Source organism: Klebsiella sp. BIGb0138 (genome assembly GCF_004342285.1).
Lineage (GTDB): Bacteria > Pseudomonadota > Gammaproteobacteria > Enterobacterales > Enterobacteriaceae > Klebsiella.
On the sequence record NZ_SMCV01000003.1, the window covers coordinates 240,479 to 264,983 of the forward strand.

The following is a 24,505-nucleotide window of genomic DNA, read 5'->3' on the forward strand; positions in this document are numbered from 1 at the left end:
CCTCGTGATTTCACCTTCCAGCGTTTCAGAGCCAGCCCATGAGTTATCAGGTCTTAGCCCGTAAATGGCGCCCACAAACCTTTGCTGACGTCGTCGGCCAGGAACATGTGCTGACCGCACTGGCGAACGGCTTATCGTTAGGGCGCATTCATCACGCTTATCTCTTTTCCGGCACCCGCGGCGTGGGGAAAACCTCCATCGCGCGATTGTTAGCGAAAGGGTTGAACTGTGAAACCGGTATTACCGCCACGCCGTGCGGCGTTTGCGATAACTGCCGTGAAATAGAACAGGGGCGCTTTGTCGATCTGATTGAGATCGATGCCGCTTCCCGCACCAAAGTCGAGGACACCCGCGACCTGCTGGATAACGTCCAGTACGCGCCGGCCCGTGGTCGCTTTAAGGTCTATCTGATCGATGAAGTCCACATGCTGTCGCGCCACAGCTTCAACGCGTTGTTAAAGACGCTGGAGGAGCCGCCCGCGCACGTCAAATTCCTGCTGGCGACCACCGATCCGCAGAAGCTGCCGGTAACGATCCTCTCGCGCTGTCTCCAGTTCCATCTGAAGGCGCTGGATGTCGAACAGATCCGTCATCAGCTTGAACATATTCTTGGCGAAGAGCGGATTGATTTTGAATCCCGCGCGCTGCAGCTGCTGTCGCGTGCGGCGGACGGCAGCCTGCGCGATGCGTTAAGCCTGACCGATCAGGCGATTGCCAGCGGCGACGGCCGTCTGACGACGGAGTCGGTCAGTACCATGCTCGGCACCCTCGACGACGATCAGGCTCTTGCGCTGATTGAGGCGCTGGTGGCTGCCGACGGAGAGCGGGTGATGGCCGGGGTGAACGAGGCGGCTTCGCGGGGCGTTGAGTGGGAGGCGCTGCTGGTTGAAATGCAGAGCCTGCTGCACCGAATTGCGATGGTTCAGCTGTCACCGTCAGCGCTGGGGGCCGATATGGCCGCGGTGGAGCAGCGAATGCGTGAACTCGCGCGCACCGTGCCGCCCGCCGATGTACAATTGTATTATCAGACCCTGTTAATGGGCCGCAAAGAGCTGCCGTATGCGCCGGACAGGCGCATGGGCGTGGAAATGACGCTGCTGCGAGCGCTGGCCTTCCATCCGCGCATGCCGCTGCCGGAGCCCGAGGTGCAGCCGCTGCCGGCGGTAGCCAGCGCCCCTGCGCAGGCCGCACTGGTCCAGGCTCCGGCGGCCCAGCAGCCGCCGCAGAATTTGCCGCAGACCACCAGTCAGGTACTGGCGGCGCGAAGCCAGCTGCAGCGTAGCCAGGGGGCGCCCACCCCAAAAAAGAGTGAACCGGCAGCCGCATCCCGCGCGCGGCCGGTGAATAACGCTGCGCTGGAGCGTCTGAGTTCGATTACCGAGCGCGTGCAGGCTCGGCCTGCCGCCGCGGCGCAGGAAAAGGCGCCGGCTAAAAAAGAGGCCTATCGCTGGAAAGCGACGACCGTTGTCGAAGCGGTGAAAGAAGAGGTCGCGACGCCGAAAGCGCTGAAGAAAGCGCTGGAGCACGAAAAAACGCCGGAGCTGGCGGCAAAACTGGCGCTTGAAGCGGTCGAACGCGACAGCTGGGCGGCAGAGGTCAACCAGCTGATGGTGCCGAAGCTGGTGGAGCAGGTCGCGCTCAATGCATGGAAAGAGCAGGACGGTCAGCGGATCTGCCTGCATCTGCGTCCGAGCCAGCGGCATCTGAATTCCGCCGGCGCGCAGCAAAAGCTGGCCGAAGCGCTGGGCGTTTTGTATGGCGCAGCGGTTGAACTGACCATCGTGGAAGATGATAATCCTGCGATGCGCACGCCGCTGGAGTGGCGGCAGGCAATTTACGAAGAGAAGCTTGCGCAAGCGCGCGAAGCGATTATTGCGGATAACAACATTCAGACGCTGCGTCGCTTCTTTGATGCGGACCTGGATGAAGAGAGTATTCGCCCCATTTGATTGCAAGTTTGACTTGCGGTCAGCATCCTTAACGATGACTTACTGAGAGAGAAGCCTATGTTTGGTGGAAAAGGCGGCCTGGGTAACCTGATGAAGCAGGCCCAGCAGATGCAAGACAAAATGCAGAAGATGCAGGAAGAGATCGCTCAGCTGGAAGTGACCGGGGAATCCGGCGCCGGTCTGGTGAAAGTGACCATCAACGGCGCGCACAACTGCCGTCGCGTGGAGATCGATCCCAGCCTGCTGGAAGACGACAAAGACATGCTGGAAGACCTCGTGGCTGCGGCATTCAACGATGCGGCACGCCGCATTGAAGAGACCCAGAAGGAGAAAATGGCCTCCGTCTCCTCCGGTATGCAGCTGCCGCCTGGCTTTAAGATGCCATTCTGATGCAAACCAGCCCGCTGTTAACTCAGCTTATGGAAGCATTGCGCTGTCTGCCGGGCGTGGGCCCGAAGTCAGCGCAGCGCATGGCGTTTACGCTACTTCAGCGCGATCGTAGCGGCGGGATGCGTCTGGCGCAGTCATTGACGCGCGCGATGTCGGAAATCGGCCACTGCGCCGATTGCCGCACCTTCACCGAGCAGGAGGTGTGCAATATTTGCAGCAACCCGCGTCGCCGTGAAAACGGCCAGATCTGCGTGGTGGAGAGTCCTGCGGACATCTACGCCATTGAGCAGACCGGGCAGTTTTCCGGCCGCTACTTTGTCCTGATGGGCCACCTGTCGCCGCTTGACGGGATTGGGCCGGATGACATCGGGCTTGACCGTCTGGAGCAGCGGCTGCGCGACGAATCGATGCAGGAAGTGATCCTCGCCACCAACCCGACGGTGGAAGGGGAAGCGACCGCGAACTACATTGCCGAACTCTGCGCGCAGTACGGCGTGGAAGCCAGCCGTATCGCCCACGGCGTGCCGGTAGGCGGCGAGCTGGAGATGGTTGACGGCACCACGCTGTCGCACTCTCTCGCCGGGCGGCATAAGATCCGTTTTTAACCCACGAAACTCTCATCATTCAGGCGGCAGGCTGCCCTGCCGAACCCGGTCACCTACTGATGCCAGCGACCGGGCATGTCGCCTGAATGATTTCGCGCCTGGCGCAATTTTCTCGGTTCTCGCTTGAAAATATCCCTCTCTGTCCCCACTTCCTGTTCAACTGTTTTGTTTACCATTAAAAATGGCATTGTTGAGGTTGAGCTAGATGAAAGGACAAGAAACTCGTGGTTTTCAGTCAGAAGTAAAACAGCTTCTGCACCTGATGATCCATTCTCTCTATTCCAATAAAGAAATCTTCCTGCGCGAGCTTATTTCTAACGCCTCCGATGCGGCCGACAAGCTGCGTTTCCGCGCGCTGTCCCAGCCGGATCTGTACGAAGGCGACGGTGAGCTGCGCGTACGTGTTTCTTTTGATAAAGACAACCGTACTCTGACCATCGCCGATAACGGTATCGGGATGAACCGCGAAGAGGTGATTGACCATCTCGGGACGATCGCTAAGTCCGGGACGAAGTCCTTCCTCGAATCGATGGGCTCCGACCAGGCGAAAGACAGCCAGCTGATCGGTCAGTTTGGCGTCGGCTTTTACTCGGCGTTTATCGTGGCGGATAAAGTCACCGTGCGCACCCGCGCGGCGGGTGATAGCGCGGAAAACGGCGTGTTCTGGGAATCGGCTGGCGAAGGCGACTATACCGTCGCCGATATCACCAAAGCCGATCGCGGGACGGAAATAACCCTGCATCTGCGCGAAGGCGAGGACGATTTCCTCAACGACTGGCGCGTACGCTCGATCATCAGTAAGTACTCCGACCATATCGCGCTGCCGGTTGAGATCGAAAAACGCGAAGAAGTTGACGGCGAAACCGTGATCTCCTGGGAGAAAATCAACAAAGCCCAGGCGCTGTGGACGCGTAATAAGTCGGAAATCAAAGACGACGAATACAACGAGTTCTATAAACACATTGCCCATGACTACAGCGACCCGCTGACCTGGAGCCACAACCGCGTGGAAGGGAAGCAGGAGTACACCAGTCTGCTGTACATCCCGTCCCAGGCGCCGTGGGATATGTGGAACCGCGATCATAAGCACGGTCTGAAGCTGTACGTGCAGCGCGTCTTCATCATGGATGAGGCCGAGCAGTTCATGCCGAACTACCTGCGCTTCGTCCGCGGCCTCGTGGATTCCAACGATCTGCCGCTGAACGTATCGCGCGAGATCCTGCAGGACAGCAGCGTCACCCGCAACCTGCGCACCGCGCTGAGCAAACGCGCGCTGCAGATGCTGGAAAAACTGGCGAAAGACGACGCGGAAAAATATCAGACCTTCTGGCAGCAGTTTGGCCTGGTGCTGAAAGAAGGCCCGGCGGAGGACAGCGCGAATCAGCAGACTATTGCTAAGCTGCTGCGTTTCGCCTCTACCCATACCGATTCCGCCGCGCAGACCGTGTCGCTGGAAGAGTATGTCTCCCGCATGAAAGAAGGGCAGGAGAAGATTTACTACATCACCGCGGACAGCTACGCCGCGGCGAAGAGCAGCCCGCACCTCGAACTGCTGCGTAAGAAAGGCATCGAAGTTCTGCTGCTTTCTGACCGTATCGACGAGTGGATGATGAGCTACCTGACCGAGTTCGACGGCAAGGTGTTCCAGTCGGTGGCGAAAGCCGACGAGTCGCTGGATAAGCTGGCGGATGACGTCGATGAAAGCACCAAAGAGGCCGAAAAGGCGCTGGAGCCGTTCGTTGACCGGGTGAAAACGCTGCTGGGCGAACGGGTGAAAGAGGTTCGTTTGACTCATCGTCTGACCGATACCCCGGCTATCGTCACCACCGATGCGGATGAAATGAGCACCCAGATGGCGAAATTGTTTGCCGCTGCGGGCCAGTCTGCACCGGAAGTGAAGTACATCTTTGAACTGAATCCGGCTCACCCGCTGGTGAAACGCGCGGCGGATACTCAGGATGATACCCACTTCGGCGAATGGGTTGAACTGCTGCTCGATCAGGCCCTGCTGGCCGAACGCGGTACGCTGGAAGACCCGAACCAGTTTATCCGTCGTATGAACCAGCTGCTGGCGTCGTAATCTCCTCAGCCGCAGGCCCTCACTCGCCCCTCTCGCTCTGAGAGCGGAGCGGGTGAGGGCGCTTCCTCTGATGGCGTAAAATCCGCCTTTCAAGCAAAATAAACCCTCCATTAACCGTTTCAGCCGTTCCGCCTTCCTTGAGCCATCTGCGTTCTGGTGGTATGGTTTAGCGTTTTTGAAAAATTGAATCGACTTTTGAGGGGATTTTCGTAATGCGTATTATTCTGCTTGGCGCTCCGGGCGCGGGTAAAGGAACTCAGGCTCAGTTCATCATGGAGAAATACGGAATTCCGCAAATCTCTACTGGTGACATGCTGCGCGCCGCGGTGAAATCCGGCTCCGAGCTGGGCAAACAGGCGAAAGATATCATGGACGCCGGCAAGCTGGTGACCGACGAGCTGGTTATTGCGCTGGTTAAAGAGCGCATCACTCAGGAAGATTGCCGTAACGGTTTCCTGCTGGACGGTTTCCCGCGCACCATTCCGCAGGCTGACGCGATGAAAGAAGCGGGCATCGCCGTGGACTATGTCCTCGAATTTGACGTACCGGATGACCTGATTGTTGACCGTATCATCGGTCGTCGCGTCCATGCGGCTTCCGGCCGTGTTTACCACATCAAATTCAATCCGCCGAAAGTTGAAGGCAAAGATGACGTGACCGGCGAAGAGCTGACCACGCGTAAAGATGACCAGGAAGAGACCGTACGTAAGCGTCTGGTGGAATACCATCAGATGACGGCGCCGCTGATCGGTTACTATCAGCAGGAGGCGCAGGCGGGCAACACCAAATACGCCAAAGTTGACGGTACAAAAGCCGTTGCTGAAGTCCGTGTTGAACTGGAAAAAATCCTCGGTTAATCCCGTTGGTTCTCATCCCGCCGCTGCGGGATGAGAATACCTCTCATTCTACCTTTTTCTATGATTGGTTCCGTTTAGCGCCATTTCAGCTACAATTGTCAGCGATTCAAATGGTTAAGAGGCGGTAATGCATCAGACGAAAACAGGTATCTTGTTAGCCAATTTAGGCACTCCCGATGCGCCCACGCCCGATGCGGTGAAGCGCTATCTGCGACAATTCCTCAGTGACAAACGGGTGGTCGATACGCCGCGTCTGTTGTGGTGGCCGCTGCTGCGCGGGGTGATTCTGCCGCTGCGCGCGCCGCGGGTCGCTAAACTTTACCAGTCCGTGTGGATGGAAGAGGGCTCGCCGCTGATGGTTTACAGCCGCCGGCAGCAGCAGGCGCTGGCCGCGCGTTTACCCGATACGCCCGTGGCTTTAGGGATGAGCTATGGCTCACCGGCGCTGGAAAGCGCGGTGGATGAACTGCTGGCGCAGGGCGTTGGCCATATAGTGGTGCTGCCGCTGTACCCGCAGTACTCCTGCTCCACCGTGGCGGCGGTATGGGATGAACTGGCGCGAATTCTGGCTAAAAAACGGGCGATTCCCGGGATCTCGTTTATTCGCGATTACGCCGACGATGCCAGCTATATCGCTGCCCTGGCCGCCAGCGTCCGTACCTCATTTGCCGTTCACGGCGAACCGGATGTGCTGCTGCTCTCCTACCACGGTATCCCTCAGCGTTTTGCCCATGAAGGGGATGATTACCCGCAGCGCTGCCGCGATACCACCCGGGAGCTGGTTTCGGCGCTGGGCCTGCCACCGGATCGCGCGATGATGACCTTCCAGTCGCGCTTTGGCCGCGAGCCGTGGCTGACGCCTTACACCGACGAGACGTTGAAAATGTTGGGTGAGAAGGGCGTGAAGCATATTCAGGTTATCTGTCCGGGCTTTGCCGCCGACTGCCTGGAGACGCTGGAGGAGATTGCCGTGCAGAACCGGGAAGTGTTCCTCGACGCCGGCGGGAAGAAATACGAATATATCCCGGCGCTCAATGCCGACGACGCGCATATTGAAATGATGGTGAACCTGACGGCGTCTTATCGCTAATCGCGTGCGGCACGGGGAGTATGCTATTATTCCCCGCTTGTTCACTGCCATTAAATCGCCACTATGAAATTTCCCGGTAAACGCAAATCCAAACACTACTTTCCCGTTAACGCCCGCGATCCGCTGCTGCAGCAAACGCAGCCGGAAACCGACTCTAATATCGCGTGGGTGGTCGGTATCGATCAAACGCTGGTCGATATTGAGGCGAAAGTAGACGAGGCGTTTATCGTGCGTTACGGCTTAAGCGCCGGCCATTCGCTGGTGATTGAAGATGATGTCGCCGAGGCGCTCTATCAGGAACTGGTACGGAATAACCTGATCACCCATCAGTTTGCCGGCGGCACCATCGGTAACACCATGCACAACTATTCGGTGCTGGCAGATGACCGCTCGGTTCTGCTTGGCGTCATGTGCAGCAACATCGAAATCGGCGGCTACGCCTATCGCTATCTGTGCAACACCTCCAGTCGTACCGATCTGAACTACCTGCAAGGGGTGGATGGGGCGATTGGCCGCTGCTTCACGCTGATTAGCGACTCCGGCGAGCGGACGTTCGCCATCAGCCCGGGGCATATGAATAAGCTGCGCCCGGAAAGCATCCCGGAAGCGGTGATTGCCGGCGCGTCTGCGCTGGTGCTGACCTCTTATCTGGTGCGCTGTAAACCGGGCGAGCCGATGCCGGATGCGACGATGAAAGCCATCGAATATGCCAAAAAGCATGACGTACCGGTGGTGCTGACCCTCGGAACCAAATATGTGATTGCCGACAACCCGGCGTGGTGGCAGCAGTTCCTGAAGGAACATGTCTCTATCCTGGCAATGAACGAAGAAGAGGCGGAAGCGTTGACCGGGCTTTCCGATCCGCTGCTGGCGTCCGATAAGGCGCTGGAGTGGGTTGACCTCGTGCTGTGTACCGCCGGGCCTGCCGGCCTGTATATGGCCAGTTTCACTGAAGATGAAGCCAAACGTAAAACGCAGCACCCGCTGCTGCCGGGGGCGATCGCCGAATTCAACCAGTATGAGTTCAGCCGGGCGATGCGCCACCAGGATTGCGTTAACCCGCTACGGATTTACTCGCATATCGCGCCGTACATGGGCGGGCCTGAAAAAATCATGAATACCAACGGAGCGGGCGATGGCGCGCTGGCGGCGCTGCTGCATGATATTACCGCCAATAACTATCACCGTAATAACGTGCCGAACTCCAGCAAACACAAGTGTAAGTGGCTGACCTACTCGTCGCTGGCGCAGGTGTGCAAATACGCTAACCGCGTGAGCTATCAGGTGCTGAATCAGCATTCGCCGCGTTTAACCCGCGGTCTGCCGGAGCGGGAAGATAGCCTGGAAGAGGCCTACTGGGAGCGTTAAGCTCATCGCCCCTTTGGCGTCATGAAGGGGGAGTGGGTGGACGAAGAGGCTGAATGGTAACCTCCCCATATCAGGGGAGGCCATATGGCAACCTCGGGGGCCGTGCTTAGCCGGTGACCACTTCACCCGCCGGCGGCGTTTCCAGCAGCAGCAACATCGCGCGGGCGATTTCTCGCTCGCCCATCACCACCTGGTTTGCGCCGCGTTCGGTAATGTAATCCACTTCATCATCATAATGCGCCCGGGCGATAATCTCGATATTCGGGCATTTCTCGCGCGCTGAGGCGACGATTTCTCCCGCCTCGTAGCCGTTAGGAATGGTCAGCAGCAGCCAGCGGGCGCAGTCCAGATGCGCCAGATTCATGATCTCTTCATTGGCGGCATTGCCCAGCACCGCCCGAATACCGCGCGCGCGCAGCTCGTCCACGCGGGTGCGTGAGGTTTCGATGACCACCAGCGGGATCCCCTGCGCCATCAGCTTCTCACCCAGCAGGCTGCCGACGCGGCCAAACCCGACCAGCAGCGCGTGGTTGCAAATATCAACCGGGATCTGTTTCTCTTCCTCAAGCACCTCTTCGAAGGTTTGCTCGTCGAGAGTCTCGGTTTTATCGAGGTATTTTTCCAGCAGCGCGAACAGCACCGGGTTGAGCATAATCGAGATGATCGCCCCGGCAAGCACCAGGTTTTGCCCGGCCTGCGGCAGCAGATTCAGCGCCATACCGAGCCCGGCAAGAATAAAGGCGAACTCACCGATTTGCGCCAGACTGGCGGCGATGGTCAAGGCGGTACGCGGCGAGTGGCCGAACATTCGCACGAGGAAAAAGGCGACCACGGACTTACCGAAGATAATGATGGCCAGCGTGGCCAGTACCGCCAGCGGTTGTTCCAGCAGGACCATCGGGTCGAACAGCATGCCGACGGAGACGAAGAACAGCACGGCGAACGCATCGCGCAGCGGCAGGGTATCGTGCGCGGCGCGGTGGCTGAGCTCGGATTCATTCAGCACCATACCGGCGAAAAAGGCGCCGAGGGCAAAGGAGACGTCGAACAGCTCAACCGCGCCGAAGGCGATGCCAAGGGCCAGCGCCAGTACCGAAAGGGTAAACAGTTCGCGGGAGCCGGTGGCGGCGCTGCGGGACATAATCCACGGCACCAGGCGGCGGCCTACCAGCATCATAATGGCGATAAAGGCAATGACTTTGCCGATAGTGATGCCCATATCGACGGCCAGCGAGGCCAGGCCGACATCGCCTTTTTCCGCCATCCCGGCGACGGCCGGCAGCAGAACCAGGGTCAGCACCATCACTAAATCTTCGACGATCAGCCAGCCGATGGCGATTTGCCCTCGTTGACTATCAATGAGTTGCCGTTCCTCTAACGCGCGCAGCAGCACCACGGTACTGGCGGTTGACAGACACAGGCCAAAAACGATACCGGTCATCAGCGACCAGCCCAACACCGCAGAAAGCGCCATACCTAGCAGCGTTGCCACGGCTATCTGGGCAATCGCGCCGGGAATGGCGATGGACTTTACCGCCATCAAATCCTTTAACGAGAAGTGCAGCCCGACGCCAAACATCAGCAAAATGACGCCGAGTTCGGCCAGTTCAGGCGCCAGCTTGGTATCGGCAACAAAACCAGGGGTAAAAGGACCGGATAGCACGCCCGCTAATAAATATCCCACCAGAGGAGAAATACGGAGCTTATTGGCAATCATGCCAAAAATAAAAGCGAGTACGAGCCCACCGACAATGGTGGTGATAAGCGGTGTTGCGTGGTGCATTCCGTCTCCTTGCGTGTGGTGAGCCAATCCATTTTCGGTATTAAACCAAAAACCGAGTAATAGTTTATGACAGTTTTAACGGTTTTGTTTATGAATAATTGTTGAATTCTGCAGAAAAGTGGAATTAGCCCGCAAAAAAGCACAGATCGGAAAACAGCAGCAGGTAATGCGGGGGAGCGCCTATAGGGTAAGGGATTCCGGCGACCAAAGTTTCACTTTAGCCGCCGGATAATCATGATTTTTGACGGTTGTCAGGGAGGAATATCGTCAATATGCCGAGAAGTGGGAGGAAAGCGCAGATTTTGTAGACCAACTCGATACTGGTATGGTCAGCCAGCAGCCCCAGTACGGCGGCTCCAAGGCCGCCCATACCAAATGCAAAGCCGAAAAACAGACCGGAAACCATGCCGATACGGCCGGGTAACAGCTCCTGGGCGTAGACCAAAATGGCTGAAAACGCCGACGCGAGGATAAAACCAATAATCATGGTCAAAATCCCCGTCCATTCAAGGGTGGCGTACGGCAAAACGAGGGTAAAGGGAGCTACGCCGAGGATTGAGCCCCAAATCACATATTTACGTCCGATCTTATCGCCGATAGGCCCGCCAATCACCGTACCTGCGGCCACGGCGAACAGGAAGATAAACAGGTGGACCTGCGCATTCTGCACCGATAATCCGAATTTATGCATCAGATAAAAGGTGTAATAGCTGCTAATGCTCGCCATATAGAAGTATTTCGAGAAAATCAGCATCAGCAGAATGCTTACCGCCAGAATCACCTTGTTTTTCGGCAGCGGGTTGGCGATGACCGTCTGCGGTTTACCTTTATTAATCCGATGCTGGGCGGCATACCAGCGGCTGATTTGCGACAGCACGACGATGGCCAGCAGCGCGGCCAGCACGAACCACGCCACGTTGCCTTTACCATAAGGGGCGATAATGACCGCCGCCAGCAGCGGGCCGAGCGAACTACCAAAATTGCCGCCGACCTGGAACAGCGACTGGGCCAGACCGTGGCGCCCGCCGGAGGCCATACGCGCCACGCGCGACGATTCCGGATGGAAGACCGAAGAACCGGTACCAACCAGCGCGGCGGCGAGCAGCACCATGGCAAAACTTCCGGCCAGCGCCAGCAGCACCAGGCCGCTGAGGGTGAAGCACATTCCGATCGGCAGCGACCACGGCATCGGGTGTTTGTCGGTCCAGTAGCCGACAACCGGCTGGAGCAGCGACGAGGCCAGCTGGAAGGTGAGGGTGATCATCCCGATTTGCACAAAAGTCAGAGAAAACTCCGACTGCAGCAGCGGGTAAATCGCCAGAATCAGCGACTGGATCATGTCGTTTAGCAAATGGGAAAGGCTGATGGCGCCCAGAATACCAAACGAGGTGCGTGCTTTTGGCGGCGCAGACGCGGGGCCGGATACGGGTTGAATGGTCTGATTCATTGTCATAGGTTCACTTATACCATCATACTTCAGGTTGCAGGTGCATTGGTTACGTTTGTTCACCCGAATCGCTTATCGGAATTGGCTCACTTGCCACCTGCCGGCAACTTGAATGGTTCAGGTATACAAAGTGATATAGAGGATGCAGGTGGAATTATTATCTGACTAACATACCCGTCCCTCAGGTTTGAAGGAAGTCTCAATTCTGAAAACCTATTTGTCTCATGGCGTAACTCGCTATACTTTCGGCACTTGTTATTAAGTCAGGGAGAGAAAGATGCACTATTTAAAACGCGGCGTCGCGCTGGCGTTATTCGCCGCATTGTCGCTGGGCAGCTTATCCGCGCAGGCCTATGAGCAGGACAAAACCTATAAGATCACCATCCTGCATACCAACGATCACCACGGCCATTTCTGGCGTAATGACTACGGTGAATATGGCCTGGCGGCGCAAAAAACGCTGGTGGACGGTATTCGTAAAGAGGTCGCAGCCGAGGGCGGCAGCGTGCTATTGCTGTCCGGCGGCGATATTAATACCGGGGTGCCGGAATCTGATTTACAGGACGCCGAACCGGATTTTCGCGGCATGAATCTGATTGGTTATGATGCGATGGCGGTCGGCAACCACGAATTTGATAATCCGTTGAGCGTATTACGCCAGCAGGAAAAGCTGGCTAAGTTTCCGTTCCTCTCCGCCAATATCTACCAGAAGAGCACCGGCGAGCGCCTGTTTAAACCCTGGGCGTTGTTTAAACGCGGGGGGTTAAACATTGCGGTGATTGGCCTGACGACCGATGACACGGCGAAGATCGGTAACCCGGAGTATTTTACCGATATTGAATTCCGCAAACCGGCGGATGAAGCCAAACTGGTTATCCAGGAGCTGCAGCAGAATGAAAAACCGGACGTGATTCTGGCGACCACCCACATGGGCCATTACGACAACGGCAATCACGGTTCTAACGCGCCGGGAGATGTGGAAATGGCGCGCAGCCTGCCGGCCGGCTCGCTGGCGATGATTGTCGGCGGTCATTCGCAGGATCCGGTCTGTATGGCATCGGAGAATAAAAAGCAGGTCGATTACGTGCCGGGTACGCCCTGCGCGCCGGACAAACAGAATGGGATCTGGATTGTCCAGGCCCATGAGTGGGGCAAGTACGTTGGGCGCGCGGATTTTGAGTTCCGCAACGGCGAGATGAAGCTGGTGCATTATCAGCTGATTCCGGTCAACCTGAAGAAGAAGGTCACCTACGATAACGGCCAGAGCGAACGCGTGCTCTATACGCCGCAAATCCCGGAGAACCCGCAGATGCTTTCGCTGCTGACGCCGTTCCAGAATAAGGGCAAAGCGCAGCTGCAGGTTAAAATCGGCAGCGTGAACGGCCATCTTGAGGGCGATCGCAGCAAGGTTCGTTTCGTGCAGACCAATATGGGGCGCCTGCTGCTGGCGGCGCAAATGGCGCGCAGCAATGCCGATTTTGCCGTGATGAGCGGCGGCGGTATTCGTGACTCCATCGAAGCCGGGGATATTACCTATAAGGATGTGATGAAGGTGCAGCCGTTCGGTAACGTGCTGGTGTATGTCGATATGAATGGCCAGGAAGTGACGGAGTACCTGACCGCGGTAGCGCAGATGAAGCCGGACTCCGGCGCCTATCCGCAATTCGCCAATGTCAGCTTCGTGGCGAAAGACGGCAAGCTGAATGCGTTGAAAATTAAAGGCGAGCCGGTCGATCCGACGAAGACCTACCGTATGGCAACGTTGAGCTTCAACGGGAGCGGCGGCGATGGCTATCCGCATATCGACAATAAACCGGGGTATGTGAATACCGGTTTTATCGATGCCGAAGTGCTGAAGGAGTATATCCAGAAGAACTCGCCGCTGGACGCGGCTGCCTTTGAGCCGCAAGGCGAGGTCAGCTGGCAGTAACCGGAGTCGCGCGATTCGCGTCGCGCTGCTCATAGCGGGCTATCGATCGGGCGAACCGGCTCCCGGATAAGGCGCAACAGGCCGCTATCCGGGGACGCAGCCGCTTAATCGCGGCGGGCGATATCGGCGAATTTCGCCTCGAGGATCCGCGCTAAATCGCTGGCCGCCAGCTCAATATCCAGCCCGCGTTTGCCGCCGGAAATATAGATGGCGGTAAACGCCTGCGCCGGCGCATCGATCAGCGTCGGCAGGCGCTTTTTCTGCCCAAGCGGGCTAATCCCGCCGACCAGATAGCCGGTGGTGCGCTGGGCGACCAGCGGGTCAGCCATATCCACCTTCTTCGCCCCCAGGGCTTTGGCCACTTTTTTCAAATCCAGCTGGCCGGCAACCGGCGTCACCGCCACGGCCAGATGCTTCATATCCCCGTTTATCGCCACCAGCAGCGTCTTATAAACCTGATCCGCATTCAGTCCCAGTTTACGCACCACTTCGTCGCCGAAGTTGGTTTCGCTGGGGTCGTGATCGTAGCTGTGGACCTTAAAAGGGATGTTGTTTTTTTCGAGTAACTTAACGGCGGGAGTCATAGCTATCCTTCTTACTAACCGATCTCACGTGCAGTCAGCATACGCCTGATGAATGTGTAAAAAATAGTACCATCTTGCGCAATAGTATTGGCAGTGATGGTCACTTTGAGCGACAATCGAACGATCCGAGGTGCAAATCTCGGGATAATAATAATGATGAAATTCCTCTTTGACGGGCCAATAGAAATATTGGCCATTTTTTTACGTCAGCATATCGGGCAGGTTCCCTTCACCGTATAGATGTAACGCGCCGACGGCGACGACGTAGCGCCCCGGCGGCAGCGCCAGCAGCGTCTCGCGCCAGGCCAGATTGCGCTGGTGCATGAGGACATCGTACAGCGACTGGCTAAAGGTGGTGGGTAGCGCGGTCGCGCCTTTGGCCGGCGGCTGCTCCAGCCACCAGCCGATCATCACCTGTAGAAGACGGGCGTTGGTGCGCCAGTGGGTCAGCGTATCTTCCAGCAGCGCCAGCCCGCCATCCGGGAGATCGCGCAGCAGCGCTATCTGGCTGTCGGTACCTTCCAGCTCCATCACCCGTACGCGGTGCTCGCGCGCCGCCATCAGCAGCTGGTAATCGATGCCATAGTCCGGGCGCAGTCCCAGCTTCTGGGCCTGGGTCGCCTGCAGCACCATGGCTACCTGCCACAGCGGCTGGCTGTCAAACAGCGCCGTCGACAGCCCCAGTTCGGCGGCTCGCGCTTCCAGTTCGCCGAGCTGTTCCGCGTTTAAGCGTTCAGCCAGAGGCGGGTAAACGGGGAGGTTACTGAAGGGCGTTTCGTTGCCGGTAATGTCCGCCTCAACGATGAGGGCATCGGCCTGACGAATCTTTTTTAGCAGTCTGGCGGGTGGGGGCGACATGTCGCGGGTGCCCATATGAATACTGCCAACCAGATGCAAATAGCGCTCTCCGGGAAGGGTAATATCCAGTGCGGGCCAGGAATAAGACGAGCCGACGGCGGCTCGCCACAGCATTTTTATCCGGTTTAACAGGCCCATACGCGCTCCGTAGTGTGAAGCCCTCATGCTAGCGCGTATGGGTGACAACATCTAGTCTTTCGGCTTAAAGCGCAGCAGCCGGTTAGCATTGCTGACCACGGTAATCGAGGAGAGCGCCATGGCGGCTCCGGCGACCACCGGATTAAGCAAGGTTCCGGTGAGCGGCCATAAGATCCCGGCGGCAATCGGAATACCCAACGAGTTATAAACGAAGGCTCCCAGCAGGTTTTGCTTCATATTGCGCAGCGTGGCTTTGGCAATCGCCAGCGCATCGGCGACGCCGTTCAGGCTGTGGCGCATCAGGGCGATCGCCGCCGTTTCAATGGCCACATCGCTGCCGCCGCCCATCGCAATGCCGACATCGGCCTGTGCCAGCGCCGGGGCATCGTTGATGCCGTCGCCGACCATCGCGACCTGGTGTCCCTGGCTTTGCAGACGTTTGATGGCATCGGCTTTGCCGTCCGGCAGCACGCCGGCAATAACTTCATCAATCCCCGCCTCTCTGGCGATGGCGTTGGCGGTGACCGGGTTATCCCCGGTCAGCATCACCAGACGGTAGCCCTGTCGATGCAGGCGCGCCAGCGCGGCCACGCTGTCGCTGCGCAGCGGATCGCGAATGGCGAGCAGGGCGGCGAGCTGGCCATCTATCGCCAGCAGGACCGGCGTGGCGCCTTGCGATGCCTGAGCGGTAATCTCACTTTCCATCGCCCCGGTGGCAATACTGTGTTCGTTAAGCAGCGCCTGGTTGCCGAGCAGCAGCGCGTGACCGTCGGCGTCGCCGCTGACGCCCAGTCCGCGAAGGGTGCGAAAGTGATTCACCGTCGGCAGCGGGCTGCCCACCGCCTTATCCAGAATCGCGCGCGCCAGCGGATGGCTGGAGCCCTGCTCCAGCGCCGCGGCAAGACGCAGCGCGGTCGCTTCGTCAATGCCGGCCGCGGTTTTTACCGCCACCACCTGCGGCTTGCCTTCGGTCAGCGTACCCGTTTTATCGAAGACGAGAGTATCCAGCTGGCTGGCGCGCTGCAGCGCATCGGCATCGCGAACCAGTACGCCGTATTCCGCCGCCCGCCCGACGCCGGAGATAATCGACATCGGCGTCGCCAGCCCCAGCGCGCAAGGGCAGGCGATAATCAGCACCGTGGTGGCGATCACCAGGGTGTAGACAATTTGCGGCGCCGGCCCGAATCTGTACCAGATTGCCGCGCTGAACAGGGCGATAGCGACCACCGCCGGTACGAAGACGGCGGAGATTTTATCCGCCAGCTGGCCGATCTCCGGTTTACTGCTTTGCGCTTGGCGCACCATGCGAATAATACGCGCAAGGGTGGTCTGGCTCCCGACGGCGCTGGCGGTAAACAGAACGCTGCCGTCCTGCACGACCGTACCGGCATGAAGCGTTTCACCGTCGCCTTTCTGCTGCGGGATCGGCTCGCCGGTCAGCATCGCTTCATCCAGCCAGGCTTCCCCCTCGCTTATTACGCCGTCAACCGGGACCCGGTCGCCGGTGGTCAGACGCAGGGTCATCCCCGGCATAACCTCGGCCAGCGGGACGCTTTTTTCACCCTCTTCAGTGACGACCCGCGCCGACGGCGGCGTCAGGTCGAGCAGTTTTTCCAGCGCCTTTGACGAGCGCTGGCGGGCGCGCGCTTCCAGCATATGGCCGAGATTAATCAAACCGATAATCATCGCACTGGCTTCATAGTAAAGGTGGCGCGCCTCCATCGGGAACCACTGCGGCCACAGGTTGACGCTCATCGAGTAGATCCACGCCACCCCGGTTCCCAGCGCCACCAGCGTGTCCATGGTGGCGGTGCCGTTTTTCAGGCTTTTCCATGCGCTGCGATAGAAGTGGCCGCCGGCGAAGACCATCACCGCCAGGGTGATAAGACCGATAGCCAGCCACAGCGAGCGGTTAGCGTCGCTGACCATCATATTATCGCCGATCATCCCCCAGCCCATCACCGGGATCCCGACCAGCAGGGCGACGATGGCCTGCCAGCGGAAGCGTTTCATGATGGCGATAGCGGTTTCCTGCTGGCGTGCGCGACGCTTGAGATCGTCTTCGATAGCTTCCGCGCCGTAGCCTGCTTTCTCCACCGCCTGGACTAATTCTGCAGCGGACGCGCTGCCCATAATCAGCGCAGTGCGTTCCGCCAGGTTTACCCGTGCCTGTACCACGCCCGGTACCGCGGCCAGCGCGTTTTGTACCCGGGAGACGCAGCTGGCGCAGCTCATGCCGTTGATCAGCAGCTGTTGACTGTCATCCTCGTCATGGGCTGCCGGAAGCTCAGGGGAGGCCGCTGTCAGTGCTTCCGACGGGATTGTTGATTCTGCCAGCGGTTTAGCCTTTGGGTGGCTTAACTCCGCACCATACCCGGCCTGTTTGATGGTTTCGATAAGTGCTTCTGCGCTGGCGCTACCGGTGACGTGCGCTTCACTAACGGTCACCTCCGCCTGCTCAACGTCGGGACGTTGTTCGAGGCTTTCTTTCACGCGTTTGACGCAGTGACCGCAGGACAGTCCGTCGAGGGCCAGATCGATGGTTTGGGACATGACATACTCCTTTATTACAGGGATGAACTCACGGTGATAAAGGTTAAACCTTCCAGCAAGGGGAGGGTCAAGGGTTTATTTTATGCGCGCGTCTTCAGTGTTCCTCCGCGATAGCAGAAAGGTGGCTGCCCGGTGCGGGGAAAGTCCTGTGGTGGGAAAACGTCGGCCCGCGCAGCGTGCGAAGGCCGCTGGTTGCTGAACTGCGACGCTAGGCCCGGTAATGGTGAATATAGTGTTCAATCAGCGCAAGCAGTTGATGGTTATCGATACTTTGCAGAATTTTTACCATTGCGCCTTTGGGTTCAGGGATCCCCACGTCCAGGCGCAATGCCTCCCGTCCATAGCGGCAGGTCATACCGCGCGTGAGGCCTTCGAGAGAGACGTCCAGATAGTCCTCTGTCGTGGTGGCGAGAGAGGGATCGAGTAACCAGGCAATCGTCAGAACATCGTGGATCCAACATCCTGGCAGGTTACGGGTCTGCATTGAGTAGCTGATCCACGGTCGAATGGTTTGCGCCAGATAGCGGCTAAGCGCGTTGTCCCTCTGCGCCAGACGATCCAAATCGGCATGGCGCATTTGGGTTTTTGTCGTGACATCCATTGGCACCAGGGCGATCGGCGCGCCGCAGGTGAGCACGGCATGAGCCGCTTCAGGATCCAGCCCAAAATTGGTGTCTTTTATGTAGCCCGGAACATTGAACGCCCCGCCCATTATTACGATATTTTTCACCGCCTGCACCATCTGCGGATAAAGCTGCAGCGCCATAGCCACATTCGTCAGTGGGCCTGTTGCAACCAGGGTGATCTCGCCGGGATGGCGGCATATCCATTCCCCGATGGCTTCAGGCGCAAGAGGCCTGGCCTCCGGACACGCCGGCGGAGCAGGGACATCTGACCATAGTTGGCGTAAGCCAAATCGATCGACGCCATGATCGAGTTTTTCGCGCCATGGCTGAGGATCCTCTCTGAGCGCGCGCGCCGCGCCGCGATAGACCGCAACGGCAATCCCGGATTGTTGAACGAAATCTTTGGCGACGGCATATCCGGTTGCTACCGGGGTATTACCTGCGACGATCGTTATCATCTCGAGGGTGATTTGCGGCGCGGCAATGGCGAGTGCCAGCGCGAGGCCGTCATCGATATTGGCTCCGGGAACGCCATTGCCCGGGTCGCAGTCGATAATCAGGCGCATGGATTGATTTTTATCTTGTCTCGGGTTGTACTTCATGTCCCTGGCAGCCACACGACTCTCCCACTCGTAAAAAGAACGCAAATTCAACGCGGCGCACCTCTCCGTCCCAGTTTTTCAACATGTTGATTGCCGCACGGGCCATTTCATCAACGGGTTGTCGGACGGCGGTTAACGACGGTACGTTGTAAGCCGATTCTTGCGTTGCGTTAAAGCAGACCAGCGCCATATCCTGCGGCACCCGCAGCCCGTGTTCTGCCAGCGCGCGTAAACAACCGAGGGCTTGCTGTTCATTGGTGGCGAACAGCGCGCGCGGCGGTTGCCCTTGCAACATCCGTCTGGCGGCTTCATAACCTCCCGCGCGGGTATAGTTGGTCGAAAAGATCCAGGCGGGATTGATCGCCAGCGATGCCTCCTGCAACGCCAGCTGCCATCCTCGGATACGATCCTGGGTATTCAACATTTCACGTGGACCACAAATAATGCCAATGTCGCGGTAGCCGTGATCAATCAGATGTTTCGTCACCTGCCAGGCCGCCAGCTGCTCATCGACCTGAATCACGCTGACATTGAGCCCCGGATCGACGCGATCCAGCATGACGCAGGGGGTAGCGCTCGCCTGAATCAGCTCAATGTAAGGATGCCGGTCAACGCTGGTATAGATCAGCCCATCGACCTGACGGTGGAGCATATTGTTAATCAGTTCACGCTCACGCCCGCTGCTGTCGCCGGCATCGCCCAACAGGAGAACTTTGCCATCAGCAAACGCTTCGCGTTGCAGGGCATGCGCCATGGAGGCAATAAACGGGTTAGAGACGTCAGGTACAATAAGGCCATAGGTTTGCGTGCTTCCGGAAGCCAGGGCGCGCGCGATACCATTTGGTCGGTAACCGGTTTTCTTAATGGCCTGCAATACGCGCTGGCGGGTCGCCTCCGCGACGGGGCGCGGACCGTTATTAATAACGTAACTCACGACGGCGACAGACGTTCCCGCCTCTTTTGCAACATCAGAACGTGTTACGCGTGGTGAATGTGATTGGGTCACGAGGTTCCTACCTGACTCAGCTCTGAGCGTTCTTTTTCCAGACAGCATAAGGCCTTATGCGACAAAAATCTTTGCTAAAGAACGCGCATCCCGCGTTCCTGGGCTCAAATCGCATCCTCGGGTAAGTTGAGATCCCGTCCGCGCGTCTCGGGTGCGAAGAACGTGGTAACCAGACCAATCGCGGCCATGAGCGCGAAATAGACGGCGATAGGCCACCAGTGTCCGTAAAATGAGAGCAGCGCCGAGGCGATAAGCGGTGCGGTACCGCCAGACATAATCGAGCCCAGCTCTTTCGCCAGGGCCATTTTGGTATAGCGGTTGGCCACCCCGAAAAGCTCCACACCCCACGCGGCCTGAACGCCGAAAATACCCAGTGACGCGAGCGCCATGCCGCTCACGATCGTCGGGATGACAATCCACGGTTCACGGGAATCCAGCAGGATGAATGCCGGAAACGCGTACAGGATCAGCAACAGGCAGAACCCACGATAGACGATCCTTCTGCCGAATCGATCGGAAAGCCAGCCCGCCAGGGGAATAATGGCGAACCCCAGAATCGAAGCGATAAACACGGCAACGGTCGGGACCGATTTATCAACCATCAACACCCTGGCGACATAGCCAATGATAAATCCCTGGGCCAGATAAGAGGGGCCATTTTCACCGATACGTAGGCCGACCATCGTCCAGAACGCCCGGGTGCGTTGCCAGAAGCTACGGGTGTCGCGGCGCTGCATTTCCTGGCCCAGGCGAAGCGCGTTCGCGCGCTCGGCCTGCAGGAGCGCTTTTTGCCGTTCAAAGACCGGCGTTTCACGCATATGGCGGCGAATAAACAATGCGGTAGCGGCGATGAGGAAGCTGCAGAGAAAAGGAATGCGCCATCCCCAACTTAGCAGGGCGTCTTTATCCATTTGCAGAACGATTAGCCAGACCAGTGATGCCAATAATGTTCCGCTATTTGAGCCCAGCGCGATGATGGAGGAAACCAGCCCGCGCCGCTTTACCGGGGCATATTCAGCCAGCATAACGGTTCCGCCTGAAAGTTCGGCTCCGGCTCCCAGCCCCTGAGAAAATCGCAGGATCACCAGGCATACCGGCGCCCAAATGCCAATCTGGGCGTAGCTGGGGATCAGGCCGATCAGCATAGTCGACATGCCCATCAATCCAATGGTGATGACCATGACGATTTTCCTGCCGTGATGGTCGCCGATCCAGCCGAACAGCAGTGCGCCGATGGGGCGAGCGATAAAGCCAACGGAGTAGGCGGCAAAGCTGGAAAGGAGCGCCATCACCGGGGTGGCCTGCGGAAAGAAGACATCGCCAAAGATAATGCCTGCGGCAAGGCCATACAGAGCAAAATCGGCATATTCCATCGTGGTGCCTAGCCAGCAGGAAAATGTCGCTCGCCAGAATTCGCGGCGCCCCTCGGGGGTTTCCAGTCGTTCCTGCGCGGCCTGCTGGCCGTCAGTCAGGGGAACGGCGGATGAATGCGTGTTCATTAGAGCTCCTTGACGTTAGCTGTCGACAAAAATCGCCGGTTTAGACTCTTCATGTTCTACTCGCGTAGATATTCTGTTTCTGTCGCAAATTAATAAATCTACCCGCGTAGAATTGAAAGGTGAACGAGTCAGGATTGCGAAAGCGATCACTTATAGCAGGCAATTGTTACAGAAAATGGAGCACCGGAATCGATGCCCCACAGGCTTTACCGATCGAGGACGATCAGCGGTGAGTGGCTCGATGGATCGTTTAACACCGTGATGTCAGCGCCGTAGAGTGCGTTCAGCGCCCGCTGTTTCAGTACCGCCTGCGGCTGACCATTATCGACAACCCTGCCTTTTTCCATCAGCACGACACGATCGGCGTAGCGCGCGGCAAGATTGAGATCGTGGAGCACGCAGCAGACGTTGAACTGCCGCTCGCGCACCAGTTGACGCAGCAGGCGAAAAAGGTGCTGCTGGTGGTGAATATCCAGCGCGGAGGTCGGTTCGTCGAGAAACAGCCATTTGGCGGAGGGAACGGGCTCCCAGAGCTGTACCAGCAGACGCGCCAGCTGTACCCGCTGCTGTTCGCCGCCGGAGAGCCGTCGGTAGTCGCGGGAGGCCAGCTCGCGGCAGCCGCACAGCGCCATGATGTACTCCGTTTCATCGGCGGAATGATGTGTGCGATAGGGATGCCTGCCCATGCGGATCACTTCCTGCACGCGAAAAGGAAACGCCATCTGGCTATTCTGACGCATCACCGCGCGGCGCTTTGCCAGTTCGCTTATCGACCATTCCGCCAGCGGTTTACCCAGCAGCGCGCAGCGCCCGCTGTGCGGTTTCAGATAGCCCGTTAACTGGCGCAGCAGCGTGGATTTTCCCGCGCCGTTCGGCCCGAGAATGGCGACGATCTCTCCACCCGCTAAGGTCAGGGAGACATCATCGGTCAGGCGCCGGCCCCCGGCGATATAAACCAGATTTTGCGCCTCGATCATGACGGCCTCCGGCTGCGTAATATCAACCACAGAAAATAGGGGCCGCCGATCAGACTGGTCAACAAACCGACGGGCATTTCCGCAGGCTGTACCAGAGTGCGGGCCAGGGTGTCGGCCAGCAGGAGTAAACAGGCGCCGGCCAGAGTGGCGCAGGGGATCAGCCAGCGATGATCTGCCCCTGTGGTCAGGCGAATCAGGTGCGGGATCACCAGCCCGATAAAGCCGATCGCGCCGCTTACCGATACGGCGGCGCCGACCAGCAGCGAGCTGAGCAACAGCAGCTGCTGGCGTTTACGTTTGACGTTGACGCCGAGGTAGTGCGCTTCTTCATCGCCAAGCTGCAGCAGGTTCAGCGTTCCGGCGAGGCAGATCGTGGCGGCAATCGCCGGCAGGACAAATGAACCGGCTACCAGCAGCGTAGGCCACTGGGCCTGGCCAAGATTGCCCATCAACCATAGGGTGAGCTGGCGAAGCTGCTGGTCATCGCCGATATAGCTCAGCACGCCGATCGCCGCGCCGCACAGGGCGTTGATGGCGATACCGGCTAACAATAGCTGCATCATGCCGCCGTGGCTGTGGCGCCGGCCGATCAGGAAGATTACCGTACAGACCACCAGGCTGCCCGCCACGGCAAAAATCATCTGCTCATACAGCGCCAGAATCACGGGAAACGAAAACGGCAGCACAATCGCCACCCCGACCATCAGCGCAGAGCCGCTGCTGACGCCAAGCAGGCCGGGATCGGCCATCGGGTTACGAAAGAGGCCCTGCATAATGACCCCCGCGGTGGCCAGCGCGCCGCCGACCAGTACCGCCAGCAGAACCCGCGGCAGGCGAATGTTCAGCCAGATAGCACGATACTCCTCCGCGAAAAGGGCGCTGAAACTGATGTGCAGCGCCCCCTGGCTGGCGCCGAGCAGCACCAGTGCGATCAGGAGCAGTGAAAGACCCGCCAGCACGCTGACGGAAGAGAGTGAATCCTTGAGCACGCGAAACTCCATTACGTCTTTACGGCACGGATGTTCCGCGCCGTGAGGGGATTACGCCGGTTTCAGTTCAGGTTCAACCAGGCTGTAGATCTGGTTGTTGAGTGCGGGCGCAGCGGCCAGTTCAGCAATGTGGGCGGCGACATCCGCGCGGCGCACGAAGCCGTGGCACTCCCGATTCTGTATCCTGAGCGCTTTGCCGGTCGCTTCACCGTTGAGCAGCCCGCCGGGACGAAGAATGGCGTACTCCAGCGTGCTGGTTTGCAGCCAGCTTTCCGCCAGCGTTTTTTCGCGCACGGCCGGGCCAAAAGCGGCCTTCGCGCGTGCCGACAGGAAGGGCCAGCCGTCGCCGCAGCCCAGCGAGGTCACCAGAATCATCCGCCGGATGCCTGCTTTTTCGGCTTCATCGATAACGGTACGGTGCGCCAGGTAATCCTGCGATCCGCCCATTGAGGAGATGATCAGGGCATCCGCCCCGGCGGCCCGACAGGCGCTGGCCACGATGCTTGCATCGCAGGCATCGCCGTTGAAAACCAGCACGCCTTGTTGTTGCAGCTCAGCGGCGGCCTGCGGCTGGCGTACCACGGCAATCACCGGGCGGCGTTCTGCCAGCGCGCGTGCCAGCGTGTTGGCCCCCACGCCGCGGCCGCCGGCGCCGAAGAGTAACCACGGCGTCATCAGGCATGCTCCTTTAGAGCGGTGGCCAGGGTATGGAAAGCGTTGCGCTGTTCGCTCAGTAGCTGGCGGTGCTCATCGCGACCAAGGAAGATTTTGAACATGGCGCTGCCTGCCTTGTTAAAGAAAAGGATGGAGGCGGTATCCATTGCCATAAATTTACGTTCGATCAAGGCGATATGCGTGCAGTTTTCTGCCCTGATGTGCCCCGTCATGCCCTTTTTGCCGCGCAGATTGAAGTAGCCGTGGCGGTGGAAGCCGGAAGGCAGCTCGCCGGTAAACTCGAGGATGACATCCGCAGTATGGACCAGGGTGGTGACTTTGCCCCATTCGCAGACGGTTTCCCAGACGGTGTCAAACCGGTCGCCGGAGACCAGCGTCAGAGAAGGCAGGTTTCGCACTACCTCCAGAAGGGGGGTGTTGTACCGCTCGGCGATCGCTTCCAGCGTGCCGTCCGGCTCAGTCTTTAAAAAATCCTGCAAAGAAACATGGCTCATAAATA

The 24,505-nt window shown here is 58.4% G+C and carries 20 protein-coding genes and 1 other annotated feature; of the genes, 8 read left to right on the top strand and 12 right to left on the bottom strand.

Annotated features, from left to right (window positions below):
- The first annotated feature begins 38 nt into the window (after positions 1-38).
- The 7 genes from dnaX to EDF73_RS09270 all read left to right on the top strand — a co-directional run bounded on the left by dnaX (position 39) and on the right by EDF73_RS09270 (position 8,339).
- Positions 39-1,949 (top strand): DNA polymerase III subunit gamma/tau, encoded by a 1,911-nt coding sequence (gene dnaX, locus EDF73_RS09240; RefSeq protein WP_132728498.1) that lies wholly within the window; start codon positions 39-41, stop codon positions 1,947-1,949.
- Positions 1,282-1,346 (top strand) — a sequence feature (DnaX frameshifting element). It overlaps the preceding gene by 65 nt.
- Before the next feature lie 57 nt (positions 1,950-2,006).
- Positions 2,007-2,339, top strand: a complete 333-nt coding sequence (locus EDF73_RS09245) for a YbaB/EbfC family nucleoid-associated protein (protein ID WP_004858807.1) — start codon at positions 2,007-2,009, stop codon at positions 2,337-2,339.
- On the top strand, positions 2,339-2,944 hold the full coding sequence (gene recR, locus EDF73_RS09250; RefSeq protein WP_004858810.1) for a recombination mediator RecR: 606 nt from the start codon (positions 2,339-2,341) through the stop codon (positions 2,942-2,944). Before EDF73_RS09245 ends, recR begins: the two co-directional genes overlap by 1 nt.
- A 205-nt stretch (positions 2,945-3,149) precedes the next feature.
- Positions 3,150-5,024: a molecular chaperone HtpG gene (gene htpG, locus EDF73_RS09255; RefSeq protein ID WP_132728499.1), complete on the top strand. Its 1,875-nt coding sequence runs from the start codon at positions 3,150-3,152 to the stop codon at positions 5,022-5,024.
- A gap of 212 nt (positions 5,025-5,236) precedes the next feature.
- Positions 5,237-5,881: an adenylate kinase gene (adk, locus tag EDF73_RS09260; RefSeq protein WP_132728501.1), complete on the top strand. Its 645-nt coding sequence runs from the start codon at positions 5,237-5,239 to the stop codon at positions 5,879-5,881.
- A 127-nt stretch (positions 5,882-6,008) separates the two neighbouring features.
- A complete protein-coding gene (gene hemH, locus EDF73_RS09265; protein ID WP_132728503.1) occupies positions 6,009-6,971 on the top strand; it encodes a ferrochelatase in 963 nt (320 codons plus the stop codon).
- Positions 6,972-7,034: 63 nt separating this feature from the next.
- Entirely contained in the window at positions 7,035-8,339 is a 1,305-nt protein-coding gene (locus EDF73_RS09270; protein ID WP_132728504.1) for an inosine/guanosine kinase, read from the top strand.
- A 106-nt stretch (positions 8,340-8,445) separates the two neighbouring features.
- On the opposite strand, the gene ybaL is transcribed toward EDF73_RS09270, so the two are convergent.
- Complete coding sequence (gene ybaL, locus EDF73_RS09275; RefSeq protein ID WP_132728506.1) at positions 8,446-10,122, bottom strand: YbaL family putative K(+) efflux transporter; 1,677 nt, start codon at positions 10,120-10,122, stop codon at positions 8,446-8,448.
- Between the two features lie 232 nt (positions 10,123-10,354).
- Entirely contained in the window at positions 10,355-11,575 is a 1,221-nt protein-coding gene (locus EDF73_RS09280) for an MFS transporter (protein WP_132728508.1), read from the bottom strand.
- A gap of 271 nt (positions 11,576-11,846) precedes the next feature.
- Here EDF73_RS09280 and ushA point away from each other — a divergent pair, with 271 nt between their 5' ends.
- Positions 11,847-13,499, top strand: coding sequence for a bifunctional UDP-sugar hydrolase/5'-nucleotidase UshA (gene ushA / locus EDF73_RS09285; protein WP_132728510.1), 1,653 nt, complete (start codon positions 11,847-11,849; stop codon positions 13,497-13,499).
- 104 nt (positions 13,500-13,603) lie between these two features.
- Here ushA and ybaK read toward each other — a convergent pair whose 3' ends face one another.
- The 10 genes from ybaK to hutX all read right to left on the bottom strand — a co-directional run bounded on the left by ybaK (position 13,604) and on the right by hutX (position 24,500).
- Positions 13,604-14,083, bottom strand: a complete 480-nt coding sequence (ybaK, locus tag EDF73_RS09290) for a Cys-tRNA(Pro)/Cys-tRNA(Cys) deacylase YbaK (protein ID WP_132728512.1) — start codon at positions 14,081-14,083, stop codon at positions 13,604-13,606.
- A gap of 201 nt (positions 14,084-14,284) precedes the next feature.
- On the bottom strand, positions 14,285-15,079 hold the full coding sequence (locus EDF73_RS09300; RefSeq protein ID WP_132728515.1) for a TraB/GumN family protein: 795 nt from the start codon (positions 15,077-15,079) through the stop codon (positions 14,285-14,287).
- A gap of 51 nt (positions 15,080-15,130) precedes the next feature.
- Complete coding sequence (copA, locus tag EDF73_RS09305; protein ID WP_132728517.1) at positions 15,131-17,632, bottom strand: copper-exporting P-type ATPase CopA; 2,502 nt, start codon at positions 17,630-17,632, stop codon at positions 15,131-15,133.
- Between the two features lie 208 nt (positions 17,633-17,840).
- On the bottom strand, positions 17,841-18,860 hold the full coding sequence (locus EDF73_RS09310; protein ID WP_132729013.1) for a nucleoside hydrolase: 1,020 nt from the start codon (positions 18,858-18,860) through the stop codon (positions 17,841-17,843).
- A complete protein-coding gene (locus EDF73_RS09315) occupies positions 18,835-19,866 on the bottom strand; it encodes a LacI family DNA-binding transcriptional regulator (RefSeq protein ID WP_132728519.1) in 1,032 nt (343 codons plus the stop codon). Before EDF73_RS09315 ends, EDF73_RS09310 begins: the two co-directional genes overlap by 26 nt.
- A gap of 104 nt (positions 19,867-19,970) precedes the next feature.
- Positions 19,971-21,365: an MFS transporter gene (locus EDF73_RS09320; RefSeq protein ID WP_132728521.1), complete on the bottom strand. Its 1,395-nt coding sequence runs from the start codon at positions 21,363-21,365 to the stop codon at positions 19,971-19,973.
- 206 nt (positions 21,366-21,571) lie between these two features.
- Positions 21,572-22,342 (bottom strand): heme ABC transporter ATP-binding protein, encoded by a 771-nt coding sequence (locus EDF73_RS09325; protein ID WP_132728522.1) that lies wholly within the window; start codon positions 22,340-22,342, stop codon positions 21,572-21,574.
- Entirely contained in the window at positions 22,339-23,331 is a 993-nt protein-coding gene (locus EDF73_RS09330; protein ID WP_207896622.1) for an iron ABC transporter permease, read from the bottom strand. The genes EDF73_RS09325 and EDF73_RS09330 overlap by 4 nt, the downstream gene beginning before the upstream one ends.
- A 51-nt stretch (positions 23,332-23,382) precedes the next feature.
- Entirely contained in the window at positions 23,383-24,006 is a 624-nt protein-coding gene (gene chuY, locus EDF73_RS09335; RefSeq protein WP_132728526.1) for an anaerobilin reductase, read from the bottom strand.
- A complete protein-coding gene (gene hutX, locus EDF73_RS09340; protein ID WP_132728528.1) occupies positions 24,006-24,500 on the bottom strand; it encodes a heme utilization cystosolic carrier protein HutX in 495 nt (164 codons plus the stop codon). The genes chuY and hutX overlap by 1 nt, the downstream gene beginning before the upstream one ends.
- Between the last annotated feature and the right edge of the window lie 5 nt (positions 24,501-24,505).